This window comes from bacterium (assembly GCA_030649025.1).
GTDB lineage: Bacteria > Patescibacteriota > Minisyncoccia > JAUYLV01 > JAUYLV01 > JAUSGO01.
This window is the reverse complement of the sequence record JAUSGO010000025.1, coordinates 1-3,500: the sequence shown is the minus strand read 5'-3', so window position 1 is coordinate 3,500 and position 3,500 is coordinate 1. Positions and strand designations below refer to the sequence as shown.

Below are 3,500 nucleotides of genomic sequence, written 5' to 3'. Positions count from 1 at the left end.
TAAAACCCGACTGTTGCCGTAATCGGGAACATATAATGCGCCGTTACTGTCTACTGCAAGACTAGCCCCGGCGCCGCTCTCGCCAACGCTGTTTGTTTCTTCCGGAATTGAACAGAGGGTCGCGGCCGAGGCGGATGCTCTTAGCGGATAATTTTGGAAACCAGAATCGCCATTACACGCTGACGTATTAAAAGATGGCTGACCGATGACGATTTGCGGCTGGCATCGTCCTGAAGACGTCGCATAACAGGTGTCCAAATCAAGACCTAAAACGCGGCTATTACCACTGTCGTATACATATAATCTTCCGGGGGAAACTGACCGGTCGACGGTGAGGCCGTTAGAGAGAAAAAGTTTATCTTTGACAATATCGTAGGGGGTTATTTCCGAAAAACTTGGCTGACCTATAATTGTGTCAGCCCAAAGATCGCCGGCCAAGCCTCGAATGGGGGTGGCTGCGTAAGCATTGGGGTGAATAGCTACAAACGAAAGAAGAAGAATAATAATTGCTAAACAAAAATTCTTTACGGATTTATCTCCTGTAAGAATAGTTTTCATGATTAATTTCATTAACTTTAAACAACCTATATTTTATTGTCAAGGACGGAAAAAAACGATATACTCTCATTGGAAATACCAAGTATGGAAAAAAGAGAAACCGAAACATTCGTTGCTTTAGTTCAAAAAATAAAAGAAGAGAATCTGCTGATTCCGAATATGCCTAAGGATATTTGGTATGCAGTTCATTCGATTCTGGCTTTACCCGCAGCCGAGGTACTCATGACCAGAACAGGAAAAGACTTTCTTCTTAACTATCGTAAGGACAATGATTTTGACGGCTGGGAAATTCCGGGAGGATTTATCGGATATAAGGAATCTTTGGAAGAAGCCTGCCTCCGGATCGCTAAAAGGGAAGTTGGTCTTGAACCGAAGTTCGAAAAAGTGATTACTGCCGAAGTCTGGAAAGATCATCCTTATTCAAGTGCGATTTCGATTGTTTGTTTATGCAAAGTTGAAGGGGAGCCTAACTATGGCCAGTTTTTTACGGAAATTCCTCCCAATATGATTTCCCACCATTCGGGATTCATAAAGAAGTTTTTAGAGTTGAAAAACACCGACGAAGTTTCCTCGTGAAGTGCTTGCACTGAGTATTTTGTTTCTTTATAGAACAAACGAACACTAGGTGGAAATAATTATATGAAGTGCTCGCCCTGAGCTTGTCGAAGGGTGACGCTACTCGGATTCGAACCGAGGTTGTATGGATGAGAACCATACGTCCTGACCACTAGACGATAGCGCCGTAGGACAAATCCTCTAGACTCTTCATTTTATCATAGAGCCTCGAAATATCATATTTGAATTCTTATTTTTTCTCTGCTAAAATCCGACTCGGTAACGCAATCCTTATGCAAAGTTCGATTTCTAATGTACCGTGGAGGTAGGAAATCGTGGCAAAAACAGGAGTAGAAGGGTGCGAGGACGCCGGGTCTTGTCAGTGTACTTGTAAGGGATGCAAAAATCGTGACGGAGACAGCCCGTACAGCCATTGCTATGTGCACAGCAGCGGGTGCCATCGAGGTTGTCATCCTCAGATTTCTGCGCCAACACCTTCGGCATCTCCCAGCCCAAAAGCCGGGTTGACACGCAAGTGAGGGGGATTCTGATGGTGAGTTCGAGCGAAGCCGTGGAGAAGGAAAATTACCTGGTGTTTTCAGGTTTTTCTTTCGTATTCCGCGGCTTGCTTCTTCTTATATGACTGTTCAAGAATACCGAGCTCAGCTCGGATGAATTGAACAAGAATAAACATTTTTCCTTAGGGATGAAACTCCACATTTCAATGTGGAGAAAATGTTATACCTGTCATTCCCGCTTGCCCTGTAAGGGCGAAAGCGGGAATCTACACAAATAACTTCTTGTGTTAACGAAGTCTGTCATTCCCGATTAAATCGGGAATCTATAGCACGCTTCGTGACTTACGAATCTTGATGAGTAACAAAACGAAGCAAGCGATATCGGTTGCCTGTGCAACTCGATATAAAAAAATCCTTCATTGTTTTTATTCTAAAAATGGAAAAGGGGCCCGGTTGCCAATCATTGTTCGGCTTGCGCCGTGACTGGCTCGTTGCCCCTTTTTCCTGCTACTGCGTGACTTTCTGGATCGGGTGGTCGGGAAGGCAGAGCACCTGACCGACGTAGATCATGTTCCAGTCAACAAGTTCGTTATACTCGGCCTGGGCTTTCGCCCATTCCCACCGGTCGTACCCGTTGGACTCATTGTAGGGGTTTATACCGAAGATTGCCCCTAGCGTGTCTCCAGGTTTGACGGTGTAATGGATATCGCAAGACCGTTGGTTGGCGTAGTAGGCTGCGATCTGTTCTGCCGTCGCCGTTGGCGCCGGTTCAATCATTGGTATGGCTGTCGGTGTCGCTGTGGTGGTGGGGTTCTGGTCGGATTCACCGGGGACGTAGGGTGTCCCGATGACCTCAACCATGACCTCGCTCTGAACCGCACGATTCTCGGCGATTGCCGCCACATTGTCGGCCGCGTACGCATTATTGTGGAACATGTTGTTGAACCAGCCAGCGTAGACTCCAATGCAGAAAACCGCGATGATGACGATCAGTACGGCGAGCTGGCCGGCGTTCTGGCGCAGCCCCTGCGCGCAGCTTTGCCGAAGCGGCATGCCATACCGTTTCTGCCAGGCGGCAGCGAAGCGGTTTGCCAAATAGCCGATGTTGCGGATAATCACCACGACGATCGTGGCGACCAGTAGAACGAACGCGAACAGGAGGTGAAGCAGCGCGGCGATTACCGCGCATACTCTATTGAAGGTAACCTCACCATTCTGTTCTTCGATCCACAGCCTGGCGATCCCCAACCAAGTCCTTGCCTGATTCGAGTACATCTTGTTCTCCTTTCCTTAGGTATCTTGCTTTTATTGGTCTCGCATCTTTAGCGAGGCAAGCAAAGATCCCAGGCAGGGACACTAAATAAGAGTCGATTTAATGTCCATTCCTGAGATCAATGCAAGCAAGTATCCCATTAAAGAATTATTTTGCAGTAGCAGGGAGATGAATCTGATTGGAAACATTAACTTCGGTGCAATCACCGATTAATAGCTTCCAACCAGGTAACTCCCTGCTTCTTAAGTTATTAAGGTACTGCCTTATAGGGAATGGTTAGTCGGGAAGGGGGAGAGAAGATAGATTACTCCCTTTGACAACCTTTCCGACAATGTACCTGTACTATAGCATATTAGACCTATAATGTCAAGTAAGGGGCTGTAATATGCTGAAAATGAATATAGGTTAATAGATGAGGCATATCCTATAGGTATTGACATATGGCGTATAGTATGATACAATACATGCACACAATTTACGGGTAGACATTGTTCTGCTCAACGGAAGGGTTACAAAGGAAGCGAAGCTATTTTGAAAGGTTGGTAGTTGAGGGCTTCTTTTTTTGTGGTTTAGACCGAAGCTGTTTACCCATAAAT

The 3,500-nt window shown here is 46.1% G+C and carries 3 protein-coding genes and 1 tRNA gene; 1 reads left to right on the top strand and 3 read right to left on the bottom strand.

Annotated elements, in window-relative coordinates:
- On the bottom strand, positions 1 to 558 hold a 558-nt coding region (locus Q7S09_03450; GenBank protein ID MDO8558215.1), incomplete at its 3' end, for a hypothetical protein.
- 84 nt (positions 559 to 642) lie between these two features.
- Here Q7S09_03450 and Q7S09_03445 point away from each other — a divergent pair.
- Positions 643 to 1,134, top strand: a complete 492-nt coding sequence (locus Q7S09_03445) for an NUDIX hydrolase (protein MDO8558214.1) — start codon at positions 643 to 645, stop codon at positions 1,132 to 1,134.
- A 94-nt stretch (positions 1,135 to 1,228) separates the two neighbouring features.
- Here the strand turns inward: Q7S09_03445 and Q7S09_03440 are convergent.
- Together Q7S09_03440 and Q7S09_03435 are read right to left on the bottom strand one after the other, a co-directional pair.
- A tRNA-Glu gene (locus Q7S09_03440) sits at positions 1,229 to 1,300 on the bottom strand.
- Positions 1,301 to 2,138: 838 nt separating this feature from the next.
- Positions 2,139 to 2,906 carry a LysM peptidoglycan-binding domain-containing protein gene (locus tag Q7S09_03435; GenBank protein ID MDO8558213.1) on the bottom strand — a complete coding sequence of 256 codons (768 nt, stop codon included), beginning with the start codon at positions 2,904 to 2,906 and terminating at the stop codon, positions 2,139 to 2,141.
- Between the last annotated feature and the right edge of the window lie 594 nt (positions 2,907 to 3,500).